This is a genomic window from Piscinibacter lacus, assembly GCF_016735685.1.
GTDB lineage: Bacteria > Pseudomonadota > Gammaproteobacteria > Burkholderiales > Burkholderiaceae_C > Aquariibacter > Aquariibacter lacus.
Window position 1 is genome coordinate 1,180,626 of sequence record NZ_JAERRA010000001.1, and the last position, 22,042, is coordinate 1,202,667.

The following is a 22,042-nucleotide window of genomic DNA, read 5'->3' on the forward strand; positions in this document are numbered from 1 at the left end:
TGGAATGCTCCAGACGATGACCGCCGCCCGCTTGCTGCTGATCGACGACGACGCCCGCCTGGCCGAGATGCTCGGCGACTACCTGCGCCAGGCCGGCCTGGAGGTGCAGGTGGCCCCCAGCCTTGCCGAGGGCCGGCAGCGCCTGGCCGAGGACGGCTGGGACGCGCTCATCCTCGACCTGATGCTGCCCGACGGCAACGGCCTGGACCTGACCCGCGAGCTGCGCGCCGAGCCGCGCACCCGCAGCCTGCCGCTGCTGATGCTGACCGCCCGCGGCGAGCCCATGGACCGCGTCGTCGGCCTGGAGCTCGGCGCCGACGACTACCTGCCCAAGCCCTTCGAGCCGCGCGAGCTGCTCGCCCGCCTCAAGGCCCTGCTGCGCCGCGCGACCCCGGGCGAGCCGGCCAGCGAGCTGCTGCGCTTCGGCCGGCTGGAGATCGACGTGGGCGCCCACCAGGCCCGCATCGCCGGCCAGGTCTGCGAGCTGACCAGCTACCAGTTCGACCTGCTGCTCGTGCTGGCCCGCGCGGCCGGCCGGGTGCTGAGCCGCGACCAGATCATGGATGCGCTGCGCGGCCATGCGCTGGAGGCCTTCGACCGCTCGATCGATGTGCATGTCTCGCGCATCCGCGCGGCCATCGAGGACGATCCCAAGGTACCGCGCCGCATCCTGACCGTGCGCGGCGCCGGCTACCTCTTCGCGCGCAAGCAGGACGAGGCCTGAAGCCCGCCGCGCGATGAAGACCCTCTACCTGCGCATCTACCTGACGGTGCTGGCGGTGCTGGCGGCCTTCGCCCTGGTCGGCGGCGGCCTGGCCAAGCTCAAGCTCGACGAGGAGCGCGAGCGCTTCGACCAGGAGCGCAGCCGCTACGAGCAGAACGCCAGCGACCGCACCCTGGCCTGGGCCGAGCTGATCCAGGCCGTGCTGCCGCCCGACGAGGCGCCCGAGGTCGAGCAGGCCGCCGCCCTGGTGAGCTGGTCCGAGCGCCTGCGCCTGCCGATGGCGCTGGACCGGGCGGACGGCGTGCGCGTCGTCACCACCCCGCTCTTCGAGCGCCTGGACGCCCTGCGGCAGCGTGCCGAGCTGCCGCCGCGCGAGGACCGCGGCCCCGTGCGGCTGAGCCTGCGCGACGGCCGCAGCCTGTGGATCTGGCGCCCGCCGCGCCCCCTGCGCGAGGCCCTGGGCCTGCCCGGCGGCGGGCCGCGCGAGGGCCCGCCCGGGGCCGATCGCCCGGCGGGCTACGGCCCGGGGGGCGGCCCAGGCTTCGGCCCGCCGCCGCCGCCCCGCCTTTTCGGCGGCCTGCCGCTGCTGGACGGCCGCGGCCTGCTGATCGCGCTGGGCCTGCTTTTCGTCGCCATCGCCGCCGGGGCCTATCCGGTGGTGCGGCGCCTCACGCGGCGGCTGGAGGCGCTGAAGGCCGGGGTCGAAGCCTTCGGCGCCGGCCAGTTGCGCCGCCGCGTCGAGGCCCAGGGCCGCGACGAGGTGGCCGCGCTCGGCCAGAGCTTCAACGAGGCAGCCGACCGCATCGAGGGCCTGATCGACGCCCACCGCAGCCTGCTGGCCAATGCCAGCCACGAGCTGCGCTCGCCCCTGGCCCGGCTGAAGATGGCCCTGGCCCTGGCCGAGGAGGCCGGCCCCGAGCGTGCCGCGTCGCTGCGCGAGGAAGCCCGCCGCAACATCGCCGAGCTCGATGCCCTGGTCGAGGAGGTGCTGCTCGCCAGCCGCCTCGATGCCCGCCCCGAGCCGCAGCGCGAGCCCCTGGACCCGCTGGCCCTGGCCACCGAGATGGCCGCCGAGACGGATGCCGTGCTGGACGACAGCGCCTGGGACCTGGTTCCGGCCGGCACCGAAGCCCCGCTGCGCGGCGACGAGCGCCTGCTGCGCCGCGCCCTGCGCAATCTGCTGGAGAACGCCCGCCGCTACGGCGGCAGCGCCCCGCCCGAGCTGGGCCTGGGCCGCGAGGCCGGCGCCATCCGCTTCTGGGTGGCCGACCGCGGCCCCGGCGTGCCCGCGGCCGAGCGCGAGCGCATCTTCGAACCCTTCTACCGCCTGCCCGGCCATGCCGAGCGGGCCGGCGGCGTCGGCCTGGGCCTGAGCCTGGTGCGGCAGATCGCCCGCCTGCACGGCGGCAGCGTGGTCTGCGAGGCGCGCGAGGGCGGCGGCAGCCGCTTCGTGCTGCGCCTGCCGCTGGCCGGCTGAGCCCGGCGGATCAGCCGGCAGCCGCCGGCGCCGGGCCGCCCGTGGCGGCATCGTCCGGCGGTGCTGCCGGTCGCTCGCTGGGGCCGTCGCCGTGGGCGCGTTCGGCATAGCGGTTGAAGCGCCAGGCGCTGGCCTCCTGCGTGATGCGGCGCCAGGTGGTGCGCTTCTCGGCCGGGCCCATCGCCGTCCAGTGCTGCACCTCGTCGAAGCTGCGGCCGCAGCCCTTGCAGACGGCATCGCCCTGGCTGGTCGAGCAGATCGCGATGCAGGGCGAATCCGGCGTGCTGGCATACCAGTCCAGCCAGGCCTGGCGGGCGCGGTCCGGCATGCTGGCCTCGTCGCACAGGGACTCGCGGAAATAGACCATCAGGGCATAGACCTCGGCCAGGGCGCGCACCTCGGGGCAGGCGCTGATGCCGTCGGGCGAGGGCGAGCGCTGCCGCCACCAGTTGATCGCGGCCTCGATGTCGGTGATGTGGATTCCCGCCATGCCGGCTCCAGGCTCAGGGCTTGAGCTTGTCGGCGGCCTCGGCCGCCGCTGCGTCGACCAGGGCTTGCAGGGCCGCCGCCACGCGGGCCGCGTCCATGCCCTCGCCCAGGGTCAGCGGCGCGCCGGGCAGGGCGGCTGCGCCCTCGGTCTTCAGGCGCTTGACCCAGGCACCGGCCTCGCGGCCTTCGTCGAAGCCTTCGCTGATCAGCAGCACCTGCTGGCCATCGGCCCCGACCAGCTTGAAGCGGAAGCGGCCGTCGCTCTCGCGGTATTGCTTGAAGACCGGCAGCGCGCCCTTGCTTGCCGCAGCGGCTGCGGCCGGCACGGGCGCGGCCACCATCGCGCGCAGGCCCACCGCCTGGCGCAGCGTGGCCAGCAGCGGCGCGGCGATGGCGCGGGCCTTGGCGGCGCCGGCCTGAAGCACGGCTTCAAGCGCCTCGGGCCGGGCCATCAGCTCGGCATAGCGCGCCCGCATCGGGCCGACCTGGGCCTCGATCTGCGCGACCAGCCGGGCCTTGGCCTCGCCCCAGGCCAGGCCGCCGTGCAGCGCGGCGCGGAAGTCCGCCCGTTCGGCCGGCGTGGCGAAGGCGTCGAAGAGGGTGACCAGGGCCACGTCCTCGGTCGGCTTGGGCTCGCCCGGGCCGCGCGAGTCGGTGACGATGCGCGCCACCGCGGCGCGCAGCGCCTCGGGCCCGCCTTCGAACAGGGGCACGGTGTTGTCGTAGCTCTTGCTCATCTTGCGGCCGTCGAGGCCGGGCAGGGTGGCGACTTCGGCTTCCACCTCGGCCTGCGGCAGCACCAGAAGATCGCGGCCGGCGCCGAAGAGGTGGTTGAAGCGCGCCGCCACGTCGCGCGCCATCTCGATGTGCTGCACCTGGTCGCGGCCCACCGGCACGCGCTCGGCGCCGAACAGCAGGATGTCGGCCGCCATCAGGATGGGGTAGCTGTAGAGGCCCATGGTGATGCCGGCGTCCGGGTCCTCGCCCGCGGCCACGTTGGCGTCCAGCGCGGCCTTGTAGGCATGGGCGCGGTTCATCTGGCCCTTGCCGGTGACGCAGGTCAGCAGCCAGGACAGCTCGGGGATCTCGGGCACATCGCTCTGGCGGTAGAAGACGACGCGCTCGGTGTCGAGCCCGGCGGCCAGCCAGGTGGCGGCGATCTCGCGCCGCGAGCGCTCGATGCGCGCCGGGTCCTCGCACTTGATGAGCGCGTGGTAGTCGGCCAGGAAGAAGAAGCTCTCCACCCCCGGCTCGCGGCTGGCCGCAATCGCCGGGCGGATCGCGCCGACGTAGTTGCCCAGGTGGGGCGTGCCGGTGGTGGTGATGCCGGTCAGGACGCGGGTGGGCATGGTGGGCTCGTTCGGGCTTCTCAGGCGCTGGGCAGGGTGGCCAGCAGGGTGTTCAGGGCCGGCAGCAGCTCGCGCATCAAGTTCAGCACGAAACGCATGATCGGCAGCATCCAGTAATGGGTGACCACGCCGAGCAGCACCAGGCCGACGACGAGGAAGAAGCCCCAGCGCTCCACCCGCGCCAGCGGCCGGGCCAGGGCCATGGGCAGCAGGCCCACCGCGATGCGCCCGCCGTCCAGCGGCGGCAGCGGCAGCAGGTTGAAGGCGAACATCACCAGGTTCACCAGCACGCCGGCCTTGCAGACGAGGCGGAAGAAGGGCTCCTCGACGCCCAGCACGATCAGGCCGGTGCCCAGCACCGCCCACAGCAGGGCCTGCACCAGGTTGGCGGCCGGGCCGGCGAAGGCCACCCAGACCATGTCGCGCTTGGGATGGCGCAGGCGGCGCATGTCCACCGGCACCGGCTTGGCATAACCGAAGACGAAGGCGCCGCCGGTGCCCACATAGAGCAGCAGGGGCATGAGCACCGTGCCGATCGGGTCGATGTGGCGCAGCGGGTTCAGCGACAGCCGGCCCAGCAGCGCCGCCGTCGGGTCGCCGAGTTGCCGGGCGGCATGGCCGTGCGCGACCTCGTGCAGAGTGATCGCGAACAAGACCGGCAGCAAGTAGACGGCCAGGGTGCGGACGAGCTCGGGGGCTTCCATGGAGCCGCGGATTCTAGGTGGGGGGTGCCGCCGCGCCGCCTGCGGGGCCGGGGGCGGCGCGGGGCCGGCTTCTACACTGCCGTCCGATGAGTGACACCCCTTCTTCCACGCCCGCGCCGGGCGCCCGCCGGCAGCGCCTGGCCGTGCTCATCTCGGGCCGCGGCTCCAACATGCAGGTGCTGGCCAAGGCCTGCGAACGCGAGGCCTGGCCGGCCGAGCTCGTCGGCGTGATCAGCAACCGCCCCGCGGCCGCCGGCCTGGCCTGGGCCGCCGCCCGCGGCCTGCCGACCTTCGCCCTGGATCACGGCGCCCATCCCAGCCGCGAGGCCTTCGATGCCGTGCTGGCCGAGACCCTGGACGCGCTGCGCCCGGACTGGGTGCTGCTGGCCGGCTACATGCGCATCCTCACGCCGGGCTTCGTCGCGCGCTTTGCCGGCCGGATGATCAACATTCATCCCTCGCTGCTGCCGGCCTTCCCCGGCCTGCACACCCACCGCCGCGCGCTGGAGGCGGGCACGGTCTGGGCCGGCTGCACCGTGCATGAGGTGACGGCCGAGCTGGACCACGGCCCCTTGCTGGGCCAGGCCGCCGTGCCGACGCGGCCCGACGATGACGAGGATCGCCTCGCCGCGCGCGTGCTGCGCGCCGAGCACCGGCTCTATCCCGAGCTGATCGGCCGCCTGCTGCGCGGCGGCCTGGTGCGCGAGCAGGCCGCCGACGGCCGCGTGCACTACGCGGTGCGCGACGGCCGGCCGCGCGGTTTCGTGCTGGACCCGCAGGACTGAAGCCCCCGGGTCGCGCCCCGGCTCAGCGCACCACCAGCACCGGCAGCTTGGAGTGCGTCAGCACCTTCTGCGTCTCGCTGCCGAGCAGCAGCGCGCTGACCCCACGCCGGCCGTGCGAGGCCATCACGATCAGGTCGCAGCCGGCGGCCTGGGCATGGTCGATGATGGCTTCATGCGGTCGGTCGGCCTCGACGGCCGTCACCGTGTGCGGCACGCCGGCGGCTTCGCAGGCCTCGACGATGGCCGCCAGCCGATTCTCGGCCAGATGGTTCTGGGTGGCCTGGAAGTCCGAGGGGCTGACCGGCGCCATCTCGCTGATGCCGGAGTAGTCGAAGGGCTGCTTCACCGTCAGGGCATCGATGCGGGCGCCGAAGAGCCGGGCCATCGCGACGGCCGCCTGCACGGCCTTGCCGGTGATCTCGCTGCCATCGGTGGGCACGAGGATGCGCTTGTACATATCGGGTTCTCCGTCCGGCCCCGCGGGACGCGGGGCATGGGCCATCGTGGCATGCGCGACATGCGCTTGTCTTGAGGGGGATCAAGGAGGGGCGGGCGGGCCGCCGCGCCGCGCTCAGCCGCCGGTGGCCACCGGCCGGGCCGGGTCGCTGCACCACTCGCTCCAGCTCCCGGGGTAGAGCCGGCTGCCGTCGAGGCCGGCCACGGCCAGGGCCAGCAGGTTGTGGCAGGCGGTCACGCCCGAGCCGCACTGGTTCACGACCTGCCCCAGCGGCCGCCCGCCGATCAGCCCGGCGAAATCGACCCGAAGGCTCTCGGCCGGCTTGAAGCGGCCGTCGGCGCCCAGGTTGTCCTTGAAGAAGCGGTTGACCGCGCCGGGGATGTGGCCGGCCACGGCATCCAGCGGCTCGACTTCACCGCGGAAGCGTTCGCCGGCGCGGGCGTCGATCACCGTCAGACGCTCGCCCAGGGCCAGCACGGCTTCGGCATCGAGCGTGGGCATCGTCGCGGGGCCGAGCGGGTAGGGCGTGGACGTGGCCGGGCGGGCGGTGCTGTCGGCCAGGCCGCCGTGCTCGATCGAGCCGCCGGCCGCCTGCCATGCGGCCAGGCCGCCGTCGAGCACGGCCACGGCCTCATGCCCGGCCCAGCGCGCCAGCCACCACAGCCGGGCGGCGAAAGCCGCGCCCTGGCGGTCGTAGACGACCAGGGCCATGCCCGGGCGCAGGCCCCAGCGGCCCAAGGTGGCGGCGAAGGCCGCGCGATCGGGCAGGGGATGGCGGCCGCGGAAGCGGCCGTCGGCATCGTGCTTGGGGCCGGCCAGGTCGTGGTCCAGATGGGCATGCACGGCGCCGGGCAGGTGGCCCTCGGCGAACTGGGCTGCGCCGGCGGCCGGGTCGCTCAGTTCGAAGCTGCAATCGACGATCAGCGTGGCCTCCCCGGCCGCCAGGCGGGCGGCGAGGGCGGCGGCATCGATCAGCGGGGTGGGCAGGGTGGGGGCGGTCATCGGCATCTCCTGGGGCCGGGACGGTCGGCCGCTGCGGATTCTGGCGGCTTGCGGCCGGCCCGCTTCAGGCCTCGGCGGGATCGGCCGCCGCATCCGGCGCCGCCCGGCTGCGCAGCAGGGTCGCACCCAGGCCGGCCACCACGACCAGGGCCATGCCGGCCAGCGCCGTCGCGTTCAGCACGTCGCCGAAGAACAGGCTGCCGAACACGGCCGCATAGACGATGCCGAGGTAGTGCAGGCTGGCATTCACCAGGGTGCTGCCGCTGGCATAGGCCCGGGTCATCAGCCACTGCGCCAGGGTGGCGAAGCCGCCGACGGCCAGCAGGCAGGCCAGGCCGAAGGGCGTGTGCTCCCGCGTCCAGCCGCCGCCCAGGCCGAGCAGCGGCCCGAGCAGGGTCAGTCCCAGGCCGACGAGCACGCTGCCCAGCGAGAAGTAGAGAACCACCCGCGCCTCCGGCTCACCGGCCCGGCCGAGCGCGGTGACTTGCAGGTAGGCCAGGGCCGACAGCAGGCCCGAGGCCAGGCCGATCAGGCCATGGCCGAGCTGCTCGCGCGCCAGCGTCGGCTGCAGGATCAGCGCCACGCCGCCGAAGCCCACCAGCACGCAGGCGACCAGGCGGCCGTCGACGCGCCGCCCGCCCATCAGCACGGCGCCGCCGATCAGGAACAGCGCCATCCAGACCGAGCTCATGTAGTTCAGCGTGATCGCGGTGGCCAGCGGCAGGCCGCCGATCGCGATGAACCACATCGACAGCGCCGTCACGCCCGAGGCGCTGCGCCAGACATGCATGCCGGGCACCGGCGTGCGCCAGTTGCCGCCCTGCGCGCGCAGCAGCGCGGCCATGGCCAGCAGGCCGATCAGGCCGCGGTAGAAAACCACCTCGCCGGTGCCGTAGCGCTGGCTGGCGAACTTCACGGCCACGCTCATCAGCGCGAAGCACAGGGTCGCCAGCAGCATGGCGACGGCGGGGGGCAGGCGGGTCATCGAGGGGCGCAAGACGAAGGGGCACGGCCTGGCAGGCCGTGCCCCTCGGGGGCCGCGCGGGCGGCGCGGCGGGTGTGGCGAACGGGGCTCAGCCGAAGGCCGCGCCCATCTTGCGCCGGTACCACTCGTGGAAGTGCTGCATGCCGTCTTCCATCGGGCTCTGGTAGGGGCCGGCGTCGTTGTCGCCACGCTGGTACAGGGCCAGGCGGCCGGCGTCCATGCGTTCGGCGATCTCGTCGTCCTCGACGCAGGTCTCCATGTAGGCGGCCTGCTGGGCCTCGATGAAGTCGCGCTCGAAGGCGTGGATCTCCTCGGGGTAGAAGAACTCGACGAGGTTCAGCGTCTCGCGCGGCCCGCGCGGGTGCAGGGTCGAGACGACCAGCACATGCGGATACCACTCGACCATGGTCAGCGGGTAGTAGGTCAGCCAGATCGCGCCATGGGCCGGAGCCTCGCCCTCGCGGAAGCGCAGCAGGGCCTCGTGCCACTGGCGGTAGACGTCCGAGCCCGGCTTGCCCAGGGCCTGGCCGGCATGGTTGGCCACGCCCACGGTCTGCACCGAATGCTCGCGGCCCATCTCCCAGCGCAGGTCCTCGCAGGTCACGAAGTTGCCCAGGCCGGGGTGGAAGGGGCCGACGTGGTAGTCCTCCAGATAGACCTCGATGAAGGTCTTCCAGTTGTAGGCGCAGCGGTGCACGTGGGCGCGGTCGAAGACATAGCCTTCGAAGTTGAGCGCACTGCGCGGGCCCAGGCTGCCCAGGTCGGCCGCCACGTCGACACCGTTGGCCTCGAAGAGCAGGCCGTTCCATGACTGGATCGGGTAACGCGGCAGGTGCAGGCAGGGGTCCTGCTCGAAGTGCGGCGCGCCGACCAACTGGCCCTGCAGGTCATAGGTCCAGCGGTGCAGCGGGCAGACGATGTTCGAGCCCGTGTTGCCGCGACCGCGCAGCATGATGGCCTGGCGGTGGCGGCAGACATTCGAGACCAGCTCGATGCCCTGCCGGGTGCGGACCAGGGCGCGGCCCTCGCCCTCGTGCAGCAGGGTGTGGTGGTCGCCCACCTCGGGCACGGCAAGCGCATGCCCGAGGTAGCGGGGGCCAGGTCGGATGAGCACCTCCATTTCGCGACGGTAGAGTTCCTCGTCGAAATAGCTCGACACGGGCAGCTGCGCATGGCTGCGCACGAGGACGTTGCGGGTGATGCTCAGGTCGGACATGGTCCGGGCAACTCCAGTCTTGAAGGACAAGCAGGGCCCAGCAGCTCGCGGTTCCGGCGGGGTGGGACGACCGTTTCGGGTCGGTGCCGGCCGAGCTGCACCAAGGGACCGTCGGAGGTCGACGGGGGGCGGATTGTAGCCAGGGGGTCGGCGAGGCCGAGGCGCTGCGGGCCAAGGGCAAGGGGGGCCTGATCGAAAACCCGCTGACTACAATGGATGCGTCTTCTCCAGCGATATCCACGGGCTGCGCGCCCTGCACGATGGCCCGATCCTCCCCGCTCCCATCCCGTCCTGCCACGGCCCACGAAGCCACCGATCCGTCGCCGAGCTACGAGGCGGCACTGGCCGAACTGGAGACCCTGGTCACGGGTCTGGAATCGGGTCAATGGCCGCTGGACCGCCTGCTGGATGGCTACCGCCGCGGGGCCGAGCTGCTAGCCTTCTGCCGTGATCGCCTGCAAGCGGTCGAGCAGCAGGTGCAGGTGCTGGAAGCCGATCAGCTCAAGCCCTGGAAGGACGCATGACGCACGACACCTTCGAGGCCTGGACACGCGAGACCCTGGACCGCGTCGAGCAAGGCCTGATGAATTGGGTGCGGCTGGAAGCGCCCGCCGGGCTGGGCGAGGTGATGCGCTACGGCGTGCTCGATGGCGGCAAGCGCCTTCGTCCCCTGCTGGTGATGGCGGCCGCCGAGGCGGTGGGCGCGGCGCATTCCGAGGCCGCGCTGCGCGCGGCCTGCGCGGTCGAGCTGATCCATGCCTACTCGCTGATCCACGACGACATGCCCTGCATGGACAACGATGTCCTGCGCCGCGGCAAGCCCACCGTGCATGTGCGCTACGGCCAGGCCATGGCCATGCTGGCCGGCGATGCGATGCAGGCCCTGGCCTTCGAGGTGCTGACGCCCACCGAAGGCGACATGCCCGCCGCGCTGCAAGCCCGGCTTGTCGGCCTGCTGGCCCGTGCGGCTGGCGAGGAGGGCATGGCCGGCGGCCAGGCCATCGACCTCAGCAGCGTCGGCCAGCCGCTCGACGAAATGCAGTTGGCCGACATGCACCGCCGCAAGACCGGCGCGCTGCTGCTGGCCAGCGTGAAGATGGGCGCCGCCTGCGGCGACCCCCCGCCCGCCGTCCGGGATGCCTTGTCGGATTTCGGGTCCGCCCTGGGCCTGGCCTTCCAGGTGGTCGACGACATCCTCGACGCCACCCAGGCCTCGGCCACGCTGGGCAAGACCGCCGGCAAGGATGCCGACGCCAACAAGCCCACCTTTGTCACCGTGCTCGGCCTGGAGGTGGCCCGCGCCCGCGCCCGTGCCCTGCACGCCAGCGCCCATGCCGCCCTGGCCCGCACCGGGCTGCCGCAGACCGATCGCCTCGGCCTGCTGGCCGACCGTGTGCTGGACCGCAATTCCTGAGCCGCGCAGGATGCCGACGATGACCTCTCACCCCCTGCTCTCCACCATCGACAGCCCGGCCGATGTCCGGCGGCTCAGCCGGCCGCAGCTCAAGCAACTGGCCGACGAGCTGCGCGACTTCCTGCTGCAAAGCGTGGCCCGCACCGGCGGCCACTTGTCGAGCAACCTCGGCACGGTCGAGCTGACGATCGCGCTGCACCATGTCTTCGACACGCCCGACGACCGCCTCGTCTGGGATGTCGGCCACCAGACCTATCCGCACAAGATCCTGACCGGCCGCCGCGAACGCATGTCGACGCTGCGCCAACTGGGTGGCCTGAGCGGCTTCCCGCGCCGCGACGAGAGCGAGTACGACACCTTCGGCACCGCGCATTCCTCGACCTCGATCTCGGCCGCGCTGGGCATGGCCCTGGCCGCGCAGATTCGTGGCGAATCGCGCCACTGCGTCGCCGTGATCGGCGATGGCGCGATGACCGCCGGCATGGCCTTCGAGGCCCTGAACAACGGCGGCGTGCCGCATCAGGGCAAGGTGCCGCAGGTGCTGGTCGTGCTCAACGACAACGACATGTCGATCAGCCCGCCGGTCGGCGCGCTGAACAAGTACCTGGCGCGCCTGATGAGCGGCAAGTTCTACGCCTCGGCCCGCGAGGGGGCGAAGAGCGTGCTCAAGAATGCGCCGCCGCTCTTCGAGCTGGCGCGCCGCTTCGAGGAGCATGCCAAGGGCATGGTCGTGCCCGGCACCATCTTCGAGGAGTTCGGCTTCAACTACGTCGGCCCGATCGACGGCCACGACCTCGACGCGCTCATCCCCACGCTGGAGAACTTGCGCGACAAGCCGGGTGCGCAGTTCCTGCACGTCGTCACCCGCAAGGGCTTCGGCTACGACCGGGCCGAGGTCGATCCCATCGCCTACCACGGCCCGGGCAAGTTCGACCCGGCCATTGGCCTGCTCAAGCCCGCCAGCCCGCCCAAGCCGACCTTCACCCAGGTCTTCGGCCAGTGGCTGTGCGACCAGGCGGCGGTCGACGAGCGCCTGGTCGGCATCACGCCGGCGATGCGCGAGGGCTCGGGCCTGGTCGAATTCGAGCGCCGCTTTCCGGCCCGCTACTTCGACGTCGGCATCGCCGAGCAGCATGCGGTGACCTTCGCCGCCGGCCTGGCCTGCGAGGGGCTCAAGCCGGTGGTCGCGATCTACTCGACCTTCCTGCAGCGCGGCTACGACCAGCTCATCCACGATGTCGCCATCCAGAAGCTGCCGGTGGTCTTCGCCCTCGACCGGGCGGGCATCGTCGGCGCCGACGGCGCCACGCACAACGGCGTCTTCGACATCGCCTACACCCGCTGCATCCCCCATTGCAGCGTGATCACGCCGTCCGACGAGCGCGAATGCCGCATGGCGCTCTCGGCCGCCTTCCTGCAGGACCATCCGGTGGCGGTGCGCTACCCGCGCGGGGCCGGCACCGGCGTCGACGCCGGCAGCGACCTCACGCCCCTGCCCTGGGGCCGGGGCCAGGTGCGCCGCACGGCCGGCGGGCAGGGCACCGGGCCGCGCCTGGCCATCCTGGCCTTCGGCACCGTGCTGCAGCCGGCCCTGGCGGCGGGCGAGGCGCTGGATGCCACCGTGGTCGACATGCGCTTCGTCAAGCCGCTGGACCGCGAGCTGCTCGACACCCTGGCCCGCGAGCATGAGGCCCTGGTCACCGTCGAGGAAGGCTGTCTTCCGGGCGGCGCCGGCAGCGCGGTGCTGGAGGCGCTCCAGGCCCTGGGCCAGCTCCGGCCGGTGCTGACGCTGGGCCTGCCCGATGCCTTCACCGAGCATGGCGACCCCGGCCTGCTGATGGCTCAGCTCGGCCTGGATGCGGCGGGTATCGAGCGCTCCATCCGCCAGCGCTTCCTGCCCGTCAGCGCAGTCGGCGACGGCAGCCGCCAGGCTGCGGCCTGAGCGTCCGGGCGCCTCTCCCAAGGCCTGTCTTCCAGGAGCCGCGATGAAGGGCGAGTGGTGCTATTTCAAGGGGCATTTCAGCCCCGAGACCTGCGAACGCATCCTGGCCATGGCCCAGCGCATTCCGGACCAGCAGGCGGTGATGGGCAAGGGTGGCGACAACAAGGACCTGAGCCACCGCCGCTCGCGGGTGCGCTTCATCCAGGTCAACGATCCGGACTTCCAGTTCCTCTTCGACGAGGTCTGGCGCCTGGGCCTGGTGGCCAACCGCGACTGGTTCAACTTCCACATCACCAACCTCAGCTACATCCAGCTTGCCGAGTACGACGCCAGCTACGAGGGCAAGTACGACCGACACCACGACGTGTTCTGGATGAATGGCGATCCGCACTACCACCGCAAGCTGACCGTCATCGTCCAGCTCACCGATCCCGCCGAGTACGAGGGCGGCGACTTCGAGCTCTACGACCTCGGCGGTGCCTATCCGGACAAGCAGGCCATCCGCACGCAGGGCACGGTCTTCGTCTTCCCGTCCTTCGTGCCGCATGCCCTGCGGCCGGTGACCCGCGGCCGGCGCCACAGCCTGGCGGTCTGGTTCGACGGCCCGAAGTGGCGTTGAGCGCCAGGCATTCGCAGCCTGAGATGGCGCTTGCCGAGCCCGACCCCGGGCGCGCGCCCGAGCCGCCCGAGCGGCGCCCCGACCTGAACCCGCGCATGCGCGATCTGCTGGTCCGCATCGAGCGGGCCGGCCGGCCCCCGCTGCCCAGCCTGGGCGTCGAAGGCGCCCGCTTGGCCTATGCCCGCGGCGCCGAGATCCTGGACCTTCCGCGCGCGCCGCTGGACCGTGTCGAGGACCTGCTGCTGCCCATGCGCGACGGCCAGCGCATCGCCGCCCGCCTTTACGCCCACGGCCCATGCGCGGGCCTGCGGCCGGCCTTGCTCTTCCTGCATGGCGGCGGCTATGTGCTGGGCGACCTGGAAAGCCACGACAGCCTCTGCCGCCAACTGGCGCTGCGCAGCGCCGCGGCCGTGCTGGCGCTGGACTACCGTCGCGCGCCCGAGCACCGCTTCCCGACCGCCGTGAACGATGCGCTCGATGCCCTGGCCTGGCTGGGGCGCGAGGCAGACACGCTCGGCCTGGACCCGCAGCGCCTGGCCGTCGGCGGCGACAGCGCGGGCGGCACGCTCGCTGCCGTCTGCGCCATTGTCGCGCGCACGGACGCCCGGGGTCGGCCGGCCGATCCGGCCCTGCCGGCGCTGCGCCTCCAAATGCTGATCTATCCGGTCTGCGGCCGCCTGCGGCACACCGCCAGCTATGCGGCCTACCGCCGTGACCATCTGCTGTCCGACACCACCCTGGACTGGTTCTTCGACCACTACGCCGCGCCCGCCGAGCGCGAGGACTGGCGTTTCGCCCCCTTGCTGGCGCCCGAGATGCGCGGTGCCGCGCCGCTGTGGATGGGCCTGGCAGCCTGCGATCCCCTGCATGACGATGCGCTGGCACATGCCCAGGCCCTGCAGGCGGCCGGCGTGCCGACCCGCCTGCGGGTCTGGCCGGGCGTGGTGCACGATTTCGTCAAGATGGGCCGGGCGCTGCCCGAGGCCCTGCAAGCTCATGCCGAGGCGGCCGAGGCCCTGCGCCTGGCCTTCGGGCTCGCGCCATGAGCCTGGACGGCGGCGGACCCGACTTGATCCTGGGCGCCTGGGCGGACCTGGCCGCGCAGGGCGCCCGTGCCGTGCGCCTGGCCGTCTTCGTCGAGGAACAGGGCGTGCCCGTGGCGCTAGAGTGGGATGCCGACGACGCCCATGCGCTGCATGTCTTGATCGTCGACGGCCCGCGCGGCCCGGTGGCCACGGCCCGCCTGCTGCCAGCCCGGGACGGGGTGGCGCGCATCGGTCGCATGGCGGTGCTGGTGACCGCGCGGGGCCGGGGCCTGGGCCGGCGCATGTTGCGCGCCCTGGTCGAGGCGGCGCGCTCGCGCGGGGATCGTGAAGTCAGCCTGTCGGCCCAGTGCCATGCGCTGGGTTTCTACGCGGCCGAAGGCTTCGTGGCGGAAGGCCTGGCTTACGAGGAAGCCGGCCTCATGCATCGCGGCATGCGCTTGAGGCTGTGAGAAAGGCCGTGCAGGCTCTCAGCCTGCGGGCTTGATCGGTTCAGCGTGCACTGGTCTCGCGCGATTCGGCGGGGTCGGCTGATTCCGCACCTGCTTCGGGTGCGGCCGGCGCATCGACGAACGATTCGCCCGCCTCGATCCGAAGCTCTTCGACGAGGAAACCCTCGCGCAGCAGAGCCTGCTTGAGCCAATCCGGCTGCGAGCCTTGACCATCCCAGGTCTCGCCGCTGCGCGGATGACGGTATTTGGGGGCCGAGGGCGGCGGGGGAGGGGGGGCAGGCGCGGGGCCGATGTCGGCCCCGGCCAGTTCCTCGGGCGTGATCTGCCAGAAAGCCATCAACGCCCGGATGCGGTGGACGACCACCCGCTGTTCAGGCGTCAGCGAGGACTCCGCCATTTCAGGTGTTGGCGAGCTCCTTGCAGCTCGGTGCGCACACCGTCTGCACCTTGCCCAGCAGCCGCCGGCTTTTCAGCTGGGAGCGCAGGCGGTGCTTGCCGCAAAGAAAGCAGGACATGGTGCTCGAAGAGAAGGCACCAGAGGACACGAAGGGAGAGCCGGGAGCCTTGCTTTTGTAGCGCAGGCCGTTTTCGGCGACTTTGGTGGTGGTGTCGGAGGATGCAGCCATCCCTCTATTGTCCTCGACTGCGACAGTCCTTGCCAAGCTGAAACGCTGCCGACCTGCAAATCGGCGGGCCTTGGGGGGCTGCTGGTTAGCATGGGCCTGCGTTCCGGCCTCCCGTCGGGCCGTCCGTCCCGTCTGCCGCTGCCCATGATCCTCTACGAACGGCCCAACGGGCTGCGCCTCTTCTTCGCCCTGCGCGGCTCCATCCTGCCGCGCATTGCGCCGAGCCTGCTGACCTGTACGCTGCTGGCCGTGGTGGTCACCCTCAGCCACGGCGTGCTGTTCCAGTGGAAGATCACCCTGACGCCGGTGCCCTTCTCGCTGATCGGCCTGGCGCTGGCGATCTTCCTGGGCTTTCGCAACAGCACGGCCTACGACCGCTACTGGGAGGCCCGCGGGCTCTGGGGCCAGATGGTCGAGTCCTCGCGCACCCTGGCGCGACAGTGGCTGAGCCTGGTGCGACCGCTCGAGGACAGCGTGCCCGGTCGGCAGCGCCACGGCGACTTCGTGCGCCGCTGCATCGCCCACGCCCATCTGGTGCGCCACCAGTTGCGCGGCAGCGCGCCTGGCGCGGAGCTGGCGCGCCTCATCGGCCCGGAGGAGGCGGCAGCCGCCCAGCGCCTGCGCCTGCCCAGCGAAGCCCTGCTGCGCCGCAATGCCGAGCTGCTCGGCGAGGCGCTGGCGCAGGGGCGGGTGGCGCCGGCCCTGGCGGCCGAGATCGACCGCTCGCTGGCGGCCCTGACCCATGCCCATGCCGGCTGCGAGCGCCTGCGCGGCACGCCCATCCCCTTTGCCTACATGCTGCTGCTGCACCGCACGGCCTACCTCTACTGCTTCCTGCTGCCCTTCGGCCTGATCGACCAACTGGGCTTCATGACGCCCTTCGTGGTGGCCATCGTGGCCTACACCTTCTTCGGCCTCGATGCGCTCGGCGACGAGATCGAGCAGCCTTTCGGCCTGAGCGCCCATCACCTGCCGCTCGATGCCCTGTGCCGCATCATCGAGATCGACCTGCTCGAAGCCCTGGGCGAGCCCGCACCCGCGCCGCTGCAAGCGGTCGACGGCTGCCTGCACTGAGGGCCCGGAATGAAGAAAACCCCGCCGGGCCATGCGGCCGGGCGGGGTTTTCTTCGGGTCTGCACGCGGCGCTGCACAGGCAGCGCCCGGACATCACTTCAGCTTCACTTCCTTGTAGGCCACGTGCTTGCGGGCCTTGGGGTCGAACTTCGAAAACTCCAGCTTCTCGGGCGTGGTCTTCTTGTTCTTGGTGGTGGTGTAGAAGTGGCCGGTGCCCGCGGTGGACTCCAGCTTGACCTTTTCGCGTCCGCCTTTGGCTGCCATGGCTAGCTCCTGAAATCAGCGTGATGGATGGGGGGTGCGGCTCAGAGCTCGCCCTTGGCGCGCAGCTCGGCGACGACCTGATCGATGCCGACCTTGTCGATCAGCCGCAGCGCGGCGCCGCTGATGCGCAGGCGCACCCAGCGGTTCTCGGTCTCCAGCCAGAAGCGGCGGTACTGCAGGTTGGGCAGGAACCGACGCTTGGTCTTGTTGTTGGCGTGGGAGACGTTGTTCCCGACCATCGGGCGCTTGCCCGTGACTTGACAGACGCGTGCCATGACGCTTCTCCGATCTGTGTTTCGAATCGACCTGCAGAGCAGGGCCCGCCCCCATCGGCGGCCCTGGTGTCGGCCCCTGCCTTCCCGGACCACCCGAAACGGGCTGCCCGGTGGGGCGTTGCCGGTGCCTTGCGGCGCGTCCTGCTCGGGCTTTTCGGCCCGGGTCGGATTCCGACAAAAACGCGCATTATAGACAGGCCCGCAACACCGGGACAGCCCCGACCGCAGCCCCGCCGAGCGCAGGCTTCAGCCGCCCTGCTGTTCCAGGAAGCGCTGGGCGTCCAGCGCGGCCATGCAGCCGGTGCCGGCGCTGGTGATGGCCTGGCGGTAGACATGGTCCTGCACGTCGCCGGCGGCGAAGACGCCGGGCACGCTGGTCTGCGTGGCCATGCCGTTCAGGCCGCTCTGGGTGATGAGGTAGCCGTCCTTCATCGCCAGCTTGCCCTCGAAGATGCCGGTGTTGGGCTGGTGGCCGATGGCGATGAAGCAGCCCTGCACGCTCAGCTCCTTCGTCGCCGCGCCGTCGACGGCGGCCAGGCGCACGCCGGTCACGCCGCTGGCGTCGCCCAGCACCTCGTCGAGACGCTGGTTCAGCTCGAGCACGATCTTGCCGGCCGCGACCTTCTCCATCAGCTTGTCGATCATGATCGCCTCGGCCTTGAACTTGTCGCGGCGGTGGATCAGGTGCACGACGCTTGCGATGTTGGACAGGTAGAGCGCCTCCTCCACCGCGGTGTTGCCGCCGCCGACCACGCAGACCTTCTGCTCGCGGTAGAAGAAACCGTCGCAGGTCGCGCAGCCGCTGACGCCGCGGCCCATGAAGGCCTGCTCGCTCGGCAGGCCCAGGTACTTGGCCGAGGCGCCGGTGGCGATGATCAGCGCGTCGCAGGTGTAGCTGCCGTTGTCGCCCTGCAGGGTGAAGGGCCGCTGGGCGAGATCGACCGTGTGGATGTGGTCGAAGACGATCTCGGTCTTGAAGCGCTCGGCATGCTCCAGGAAGCGCTGCATCAGCTCGGGGCCCTGCACGCCGTGCACGTCGGCCGGCCAGTTGTCGACCTCGGTCGTCGTCATGAGCTGACCCCCCTGGGCCAGGCCGGTGACCAGCAGCGGCTTGAGGTTGGCGCGGGCGGCGTAGACGGCGGCGGTGTAGCCGGCCGGGCCCGATCCCAGGATGAGGACGCGGGCGTGGGTGGGAGTGCTCATGGTCGGAGGGATTCGGCAGGGGGAGGGGGCGGGCGGCCTGGGGGATCCAAGCCGCTGGCGGGTATCGCCCCGGTTTATCAGCCCTTCGGGCCCCGGGGGAGTTCGTAGAGTCAATTCGTGACGGTCGTCACGCTGCGGCCCGAAAACCTTACGGGATTCTAGGGAGCGGCGTTCGACCGGCGCGTGACGCCGGGCTATCGCGGCGATCGCTGTCGCCCCGCTCCGGCGGAACGCTCTTGTCCTTCTCTTGCCCGCCCCTGGGAGTGCCGACCGTGGCCATGTTGTCCAACCTCGATCTGATCCGCCGCCTGCCCCTGTTCGCCGCGCTGTCGCCCGACCAGGCCCGCGCCGTGGCGGAGGCCGTCGTCAAGCGCCGCTACAAGCGCGGCGAAGCCATCGTCCGCCAGGGCGAGCAGGATGCCGCGCTCTACATCCTGCTGACCGGCCGGGCCCGCGTCGTCACTGTGGGGGCGCGCGGTCGCGAGGTCATCCTGGCGGTGCTGCAACCCGGCCAGCACCTGGGCGAGATGAGCCTGATCGACCGGGCGCCGCATTCGGCCACCGTCAAGGCCGAGCTGCCCTCGGACGTGCTCATCCTCGACCAGGCCACCTTCCAGCGCTGCCTGCCCGAGCCGGGCAACCTGGCGCATGCCGTGATGCGCGGCCTGGTCGATCGCCTGCGCGCGGCCGACCGGCAGATCGAATCGCTGGCCCTGCTGGATGTCTACGGCCGCGTCGCCCGCTCGCTGATCGACATGGCCGAGGACGGCGGCGACTTCAAGTGCATCCGTCACAAGGTCTCGCGCCAGGACCTGGCCAAGGTCGTCGGCGCCTCGCGCGAGATGGTCAGCCGCGTGATGAAAGACCTGGAGGTGCGCGGCTACATCGAGACCCAGGCCGACGGCTCGGTCAACCTGCGCGAGCGCCTGGCCCGCGCCTGAAGCCGGCCCGCGCGGGGGCTTCGGCCACAATCCGCGCATGAGTTTTCCCCTTGGATCGCTGGGGTCCGCCCCCCGGCCGGTGGAGCGGTCGGAGTCCTCGGCCGCGCCCGCGGCCCGGCGGCCCCTGCTGCGCCTCTTCGGCCTGATCGCGCTGTTCTGGCTGGCCCTGGCCCTGGGCAGCTACAGCCCGCTGGATGCGGCCTGGTCGACTTCGGGCGACGGCAGCGGCCAGGTGCGCAACCACGCCGGCCTGATCGGCGCCTGGCTGGCCGACCTGCTGCTCTTCCTCTTCGGCCACTCGGCCTGGTGGCTGCTGCCGGTCGGCCTGCGCGCGCTGCTGCGGCGCGCCCCGGCGGCCGGCCTGCCGCTGCTGCTGGGCCTGGCTGCCCTGCTGGCTGCAAGCTGCGCGCTGGAATGGTCGCGCTTCTACCGGTTCGAGGCGGCCCTGCCCGGCGCCCAGGGCGGCGGGGTGCTGGGCATGATGCTGGGCCAGGGCAGCCTGACCGCCTTCGGCCATGCCGCTTCCGGCGCACTGGGCATTGCCGCGCTGCTGGCCGCGCTGCCGCTGGCCCTGGGCTTTTCCTGGCTGCGGCTGGCCGAGGCCCTGGGCGCCGGCCTCGATCGCCTGCGCGAGCAGCGCCGCCACCGTGTCGAGCGGGCCGAGGATGCCCGCCTGGGCGAGCAGGCCCTGCGCGAGCGCGAAGTCGAACTGGCCCTAGACCGCGAGCCCCAGATCGCCCATCCCCCGGTCGTGATCGACCCGCCGCCGCCCGAGATCAAGCCCTCGCGCCGCGTGCAGCAGGAGATGCAGCCGCCGCTGTTCCGCGAGCCCGGCGACAGCAAGCTGCCGCAGGTCCATCTGCTCGATGCCGCGCCGGGCGCGCAGACCACCGTCACGCCCGAGACGCTGGAGATGACCAGCCGGCTGATCGAGAAGAAGCTCAAGGACTTCGGCGTCGAGGTGCGCGTGGTGGCCGCCTCGCCCGGCCCGGTCATCACCCGCTACGAGATCGAGCCGGCCACCGGCGTGAAGGGCGCGCAGGTCGTCAACCTGGCCAAGGACCTGGCTCGCTCGCTGAGCCTGGTGTCGATCCGCGTGGTCGAGACCATTCCCGGCAAGACCACCATGGCCCTGGAGCTGCCCAACGCCCGGCGCCAGACCATCCGCTTGGCCGAGATCCTCGGCTCCAAGGCCTACAACGACGCGGCCTCCATGCTGACCATGGGCCTGGGCAAGGACATCGTCGGCGGCCCGGTGGTGGCCGACCTGGCCAAGATGCCGCACTGCCTGGTGGCCGGCACCACCGGCTCGGGCAAGTCGGTCGGCATCAACGCCATGATCCTCAGCCTGCTCTACAAGGCCGAGGCGCGCGATGTGCGGCTGATCCTGATCGACCCGAAGATGCTGGAGATGAGCGTCTACGAGGCCATCCCTCACCTGCTCTGCCCCGTCGTCACCGACATGAAGCAGGCGGCCAATGCGCTGAACTGGGGGGTGGGCGAGATGGAGCGGCGCTACAAGCTGCTCAGCAAGCTGGGCGTGCGCAACCTCGCCGGCTACAACAAGAAGCTCGACGAGGCCCGCGAGCGCGGCGAGTTGCTGCCCAATCCCTTCAGCCTGACGCCCGAGGCGCCCGAGCCGCTGGATCGCCTGCCGCACATCGTCATCGTCATCGACGAGCTGGCCGACCTGATGATGGTGGTGGGCAAGAAGATCGAGGAACTGATCGCCCGCCTCGCGCAGAAGGCGCGCGCCGCCGGCATCCACCTGATCCTAGCCACCCAGCGGCCCAGCGTGGACGTGATCACCGGCCTCATCAAGGCCAACATCCCGACCCGCATCGCCTTCCAGGTCAGCAGCAAGATCGACAGCCGCACCATCCTCGACCAGATGGGCGCCGAGGCCCTGCTCGGCATGGGCGACATGCTCTACATGCCCAGCGGCACCGGCCTGCCGGTGCGGGTGCACGGCGCCTTCGTCAGCGACGAGGAGGTGCACCGCGTGGTCGACTACCTCAAGAGCCAGGGCGAGCCCAACTACATCGAGGGCATCCTTGAAGGCGGCACGCTCGACGGCGAGGACGGCAACGACAGCAATGCCACCGGCCTGGGCGCCAGCGGCGAGGGCGAGTCCGACCCGATGTACGACCAGGCCGTCGCCATCGTGCTGCAGAACCGCAAGGCCTCCATCTCGCTGGTGCAGCGCCATCTGCGCATTGGCTACAACCGCGCGGCCCGATTGCTGGAACAGATGGAGAAGTCCGGACTCGTATCGGCCATGTCCACCAACGGCAACCGCGACCTGATCGTGCCGCGTCGCGACGAATCCGCATGAAGACCCTTCGCCCCACCGCCTCGTCCGTCCCCCGCCGCTGGCTGATCGCCGGCGCCTGCGGCCTGCTGCTGGCCGCGGCCCTGCCGGCCCGTGCCGATGCCCTGGGCACGCTGCAGGCCTTCGTCGACGAGGTCAAGACCGGCCGCGCCAGCTTCACCCAGACCGTCAGCTCGCCCGACGGCAGCAAGGTCAAGCGCAGCAGCGGCCGCTTCGAGTTCATGCGGCCCGACCGCTTCCGCTTCGCCTACGACGCGCCCTTCGAGCAGCTCATCGTCGGCGACGGCCAGCAGGTCTGGCTGCACGATGTCGATCTCGAACAGGTCACTGTGCGACCGATGAACCAGGCCCTGGGCGCCACCCCGGCGGCCCTGCTGGCCGGCGGCAAGGTCGACAAGGACTTCAAGCTTGAAGCCCTGCCCGATGCCGAGGGCCAGCAATGGCTGCGCGCGACACCGCGCATCGGCGACAGCGGCATCCAGAGCCTGAAGATCGCCTTCCGCGACAAGGCGCTGAGCGAGGTCGAGATCCTCGACGCCTTCGGCCAGCGCTCGCGCATCGTCTTCAGCGCCGTGGAGAGCAATCCGGTGCTGGCGGCCGATCGCTTCCGCTTCACGCCGCCCAAGGGCGCGGACGTGCTGCGGCCCTGAGGCCGTCGGCCCGCCGCAG

Annotated in this window: 25 protein-coding genes; 13 read left to right on the plus strand and 12 right to left on the minus strand. The window is 71.7% G+C overall.

The genetic code is table 11. The annotated features are described in order from the left end of the window. The first annotated feature begins 16 nt into the window (after nucleotides 1–16). The gene (locus JI742_RS05430) at nucleotides 17–724 is read left to right on the plus strand and encodes a response regulator (RefSeq protein ID WP_236676798.1); all 708 of its coding nucleotides are present in this window, start codon (nucleotides 17–19) and stop codon (nucleotides 722–724) included. 13 nt (nucleotides 725–737) lie between these two features. Then, nucleotides 738–2,201: a sensor histidine kinase gene (locus JI742_RS05435; protein ID WP_201824591.1), complete on the plus strand. Its 1,464-nt coding sequence runs from the start codon at nucleotides 738–740 to the stop codon at nucleotides 2,199–2,201. A 10-nt stretch (nucleotides 2,202–2,211) separates the two neighbouring features. On the opposite strand, the gene JI742_RS05440 is transcribed toward JI742_RS05435, so the two are convergent. From JI742_RS05440 to JI742_RS05450, 3 genes are read right to left on the minus strand one after another with little or no spacing between them, the layout of a single operon-like run. Then, complete coding sequence (locus JI742_RS05440; protein WP_201824593.1) at nucleotides 2,212–2,691, minus strand: DUF3717 domain-containing protein; 480 nt, start codon at nucleotides 2,689–2,691, stop codon at nucleotides 2,212–2,214. 13 nt (nucleotides 2,692–2,704) lie between these two features. Further along, nucleotides 2,705–4,039, minus strand: a complete 1,335-nt coding sequence (locus JI742_RS05445; RefSeq protein WP_201824595.1) for a tryptophan--tRNA ligase — start codon at nucleotides 4,037–4,039, stop codon at nucleotides 2,705–2,707. A gap of 20 nt (nucleotides 4,040–4,059) precedes the next feature. Next, nucleotides 4,060–4,743 carry a site-2 protease family protein gene (locus JI742_RS05450; RefSeq protein WP_201824596.1) on the minus strand — a complete coding sequence of 228 codons (684 nt, stop codon included), beginning with the start codon at nucleotides 4,741–4,743 and terminating at the stop codon, nucleotides 4,060–4,062. A gap of 86 nt (nucleotides 4,744–4,829) precedes the next feature. On the opposite strand from JI742_RS05450, the gene purN reads away from it, so the two are divergent. Further along, nucleotides 4,830–5,528: a phosphoribosylglycinamide formyltransferase gene (gene purN / locus JI742_RS05455; RefSeq protein WP_201824598.1), complete on the plus strand. Its 699-nt coding sequence runs from the start codon at nucleotides 4,830–4,832 to the stop codon at nucleotides 5,526–5,528. A gap of 22 nt (nucleotides 5,529–5,550) precedes the next feature. Here the strand turns inward: purN and JI742_RS05460 are convergent, their stop codons facing one another. The 4 genes from JI742_RS05460 to JI742_RS05475 all read right to left on the minus strand — a co-directional run bounded on the left by JI742_RS05460 (nucleotide 5,551) and on the right by JI742_RS05475 (nucleotide 9,188). Further along, the gene (locus JI742_RS05460; protein ID WP_201824599.1) at nucleotides 5,551–5,985 is read right to left on the minus strand and encodes a universal stress protein; all 435 of its coding nucleotides are present in this window, start codon (nucleotides 5,983–5,985) and stop codon (nucleotides 5,551–5,553) included. Nucleotides 5,986–6,099: 114 nt separating this feature from the next. Beyond that, the gene (locus JI742_RS05465) at nucleotides 6,100–6,993 is read right to left on the minus strand and encodes a sulfurtransferase (protein ID WP_201824600.1); all 894 of its coding nucleotides are present in this window, start codon (nucleotides 6,991–6,993) and stop codon (nucleotides 6,100–6,102) included. A gap of 58 nt (nucleotides 6,994–7,051) precedes the next feature. Further along, nucleotides 7,052–7,972 (minus strand): DMT family transporter, encoded by a 921-nt coding sequence (locus JI742_RS05470; RefSeq protein WP_236676800.1) that lies wholly within the window; start codon nucleotides 7,970–7,972, stop codon nucleotides 7,052–7,054. A gap of 88 nt (nucleotides 7,973–8,060) precedes the next feature. Then, complete coding sequence (locus tag JI742_RS05475) at nucleotides 8,061–9,188, minus strand: aromatic ring-hydroxylating oxygenase subunit alpha (RefSeq protein ID WP_201824601.1); 1,128 nt, start codon at nucleotides 9,186–9,188, stop codon at nucleotides 8,061–8,063. Between the two features lie 260 nt (nucleotides 9,189–9,448). Here JI742_RS05475 and xseB point away from each other — a divergent pair, with 260 nt between their 5' ends. The 6 genes from xseB to JI742_RS05505 are packed head-to-tail and all read left to right on the plus strand — an operon-like array spanning nucleotide 9,449 to nucleotide 14,658. Further along, the gene (gene xseB, locus JI742_RS05480; protein ID WP_201824602.1) at nucleotides 9,449–9,712 is read left to right on the plus strand and encodes an exodeoxyribonuclease VII small subunit; all 264 of its coding nucleotides are present in this window, start codon (nucleotides 9,449–9,451) and stop codon (nucleotides 9,710–9,712) included. After that, a complete protein-coding gene (locus tag JI742_RS05485) occupies nucleotides 9,709–10,602 on the plus strand; it encodes a polyprenyl synthetase family protein (protein ID WP_201824603.1) in 894 nt (297 codons plus the stop codon). Before xseB ends, JI742_RS05485 begins: the two co-directional genes overlap by 4 nt. Before the next feature lie 19 nt (nucleotides 10,603–10,621). Further along, entirely contained in the window at nucleotides 10,622–12,544 is a 1,923-nt protein-coding gene (dxs, locus tag JI742_RS05490) for a 1-deoxy-D-xylulose-5-phosphate synthase (protein ID WP_201824605.1), read from the plus strand. 43 nt (nucleotides 12,545–12,587) lie between these two features. After that, nucleotides 12,588–13,163: a 2OG-Fe(II) oxygenase gene (locus JI742_RS05495; RefSeq protein ID WP_201824607.1), complete on the plus strand. Its 576-nt coding sequence runs from the start codon at nucleotides 12,588–12,590 to the stop codon at nucleotides 13,161–13,163. 23 nt (nucleotides 13,164–13,186) lie between these two features. Continuing rightward, complete coding sequence (locus JI742_RS05500) at nucleotides 13,187–14,209, plus strand: alpha/beta hydrolase (RefSeq protein ID WP_236676801.1); 1,023 nt, start codon at nucleotides 13,187–13,189, stop codon at nucleotides 14,207–14,209. Further along, nucleotides 14,206–14,658, plus strand: coding sequence for a GNAT family N-acetyltransferase (locus JI742_RS05505; RefSeq protein WP_201824610.1), 453 nt, complete (start codon nucleotides 14,206–14,208; stop codon nucleotides 14,656–14,658). The genes JI742_RS05500 and JI742_RS05505 overlap by 4 nt, the downstream gene beginning before the upstream one ends. A gap of 40 nt (nucleotides 14,659–14,698) precedes the next feature. On the opposite strand, the gene JI742_RS05510 is transcribed toward JI742_RS05505, so the two are convergent. Then, nucleotides 14,699–15,055, minus strand: a complete 357-nt coding sequence (locus JI742_RS05510) for an H-NS histone family protein (RefSeq protein ID WP_201824611.1) — start codon at nucleotides 15,053–15,055, stop codon at nucleotides 14,699–14,701. Nucleotide 15,056: 1 nt separating this feature from the next. Continuing rightward, nucleotides 15,057–15,284 (minus strand): hypothetical protein, encoded by a 228-nt coding sequence (locus JI742_RS05515; RefSeq protein WP_182660465.1) that lies wholly within the window; start codon nucleotides 15,282–15,284, stop codon nucleotides 15,057–15,059. A gap of 144 nt (nucleotides 15,285–15,428) precedes the next feature. Between JI742_RS05515 and JI742_RS05520 the strand changes: the two genes are divergently transcribed. Continuing rightward, nucleotides 15,429–16,358, plus strand: a complete 930-nt coding sequence (locus JI742_RS05520; protein ID WP_201824612.1) for a bestrophin family protein — start codon at nucleotides 15,429–15,431, stop codon at nucleotides 16,356–16,358. 93 nt (nucleotides 16,359–16,451) lie between these two features. Here the strand turns inward: JI742_RS05520 and rpmG are convergent, their stop codons facing one another. The 3 genes from rpmG to trxB form a co-directional block, all read right to left on the minus strand. Then, nucleotides 16,452–16,622, minus strand: coding sequence for a 50S ribosomal protein L33 (rpmG, locus tag JI742_RS05525; RefSeq protein WP_201824614.1), 171 nt, complete (start codon nucleotides 16,620–16,622; stop codon nucleotides 16,452–16,454). Nucleotides 16,623–16,663: 41 nt separating this feature from the next. Then, nucleotides 16,664–16,897 (minus strand): 50S ribosomal protein L28, encoded by a 234-nt coding sequence (gene rpmB, locus JI742_RS05530; protein ID WP_182660471.1) that lies wholly within the window; start codon nucleotides 16,895–16,897, stop codon nucleotides 16,664–16,666. A gap of 246 nt (nucleotides 16,898–17,143) precedes the next feature. Next, the gene (trxB, locus tag JI742_RS05535) at nucleotides 17,144–18,100 is read right to left on the minus strand and encodes a thioredoxin-disulfide reductase (protein ID WP_201824616.1); all 957 of its coding nucleotides are present in this window, start codon (nucleotides 18,098–18,100) and stop codon (nucleotides 17,144–17,146) included. Between the two features lie 272 nt (nucleotides 18,101–18,372). Here trxB and JI742_RS05540 point away from each other — a divergent pair, with 272 nt between their 5' ends. The 3 genes from JI742_RS05540 to lolA are packed head-to-tail and all read left to right on the plus strand — an operon-like array spanning nucleotide 18,373 to nucleotide 22,023. Continuing rightward, a complete protein-coding gene (locus tag JI742_RS05540) occupies nucleotides 18,373–19,041 on the plus strand; it encodes a Crp/Fnr family transcriptional regulator (RefSeq protein WP_201824617.1) in 669 nt (222 codons plus the stop codon). A 37-nt stretch (nucleotides 19,042–19,078) separates the two neighbouring features. Continuing rightward, the gene (locus JI742_RS05545) at nucleotides 19,079–21,376 is read left to right on the plus strand and encodes a DNA translocase FtsK (RefSeq protein ID WP_201824619.1); all 2,298 of its coding nucleotides are present in this window, start codon (nucleotides 19,079–19,081) and stop codon (nucleotides 21,374–21,376) included. Next, complete coding sequence (gene lolA / locus JI742_RS05550) at nucleotides 21,373–22,023, plus strand: outer membrane lipoprotein periplasmic chaperone LolA (RefSeq protein WP_201824622.1); 651 nt, start codon at nucleotides 21,373–21,375, stop codon at nucleotides 22,021–22,023. The genes JI742_RS05545 and lolA overlap by 4 nt, the downstream gene beginning before the upstream one ends. The last annotated feature ends 19 nt before the right edge of the window (nucleotides 22,024–22,042 follow it).